The 247-nt window shown below is 34.0% G+C and carries 1 protein-coding gene; it reads right to left on the bottom strand.

Translation table 11 applies throughout. The features are described from left to right. Window positions 1–7 precede the first annotated feature (7 nt). Window positions 8–247: CHASE3 domain-containing protein (locus SB773_RS33850; RefSeq protein WP_486304337.1), on the bottom strand; the 240-nt coding region annotated here is incomplete at its 5' end.

The raw sequence follows: 247 nt of genomic DNA, 5'->3' as shown, positions 1-247 counted from the left end.
AATCACTTTAGGCTAATAGATCCTCCTGAATGACTTTGCTTTCTTCGGTATATTTTAAGAACTTCTCTTTATTACTTTCGTCGCCATATAGAATATAGCCTCTTGCGAGTGCGCTTCTTTGTGCAACATTATTGAGTAGTTGTTCTTCATCAATTAGAATCGGCAATTTTTGGCTAATGATATCTTTGGAATGTACAAGTGACTTATTGCTGCTATAAATATTAAATGCTCCTAAGATGATACACAA

The sequence above is a fragment of the Bacillus sp. SIMBA_074 genome, assembly GCF_046534555.1.
Classification (GTDB): domain Bacteria; phylum Bacillota; class Bacilli; order Bacillales; family Bacillaceae_G; genus Bacillus_A; species Bacillus_A mycoides.
This window is presented reverse-complemented; position numbering and strand designations above follow the sequence as displayed.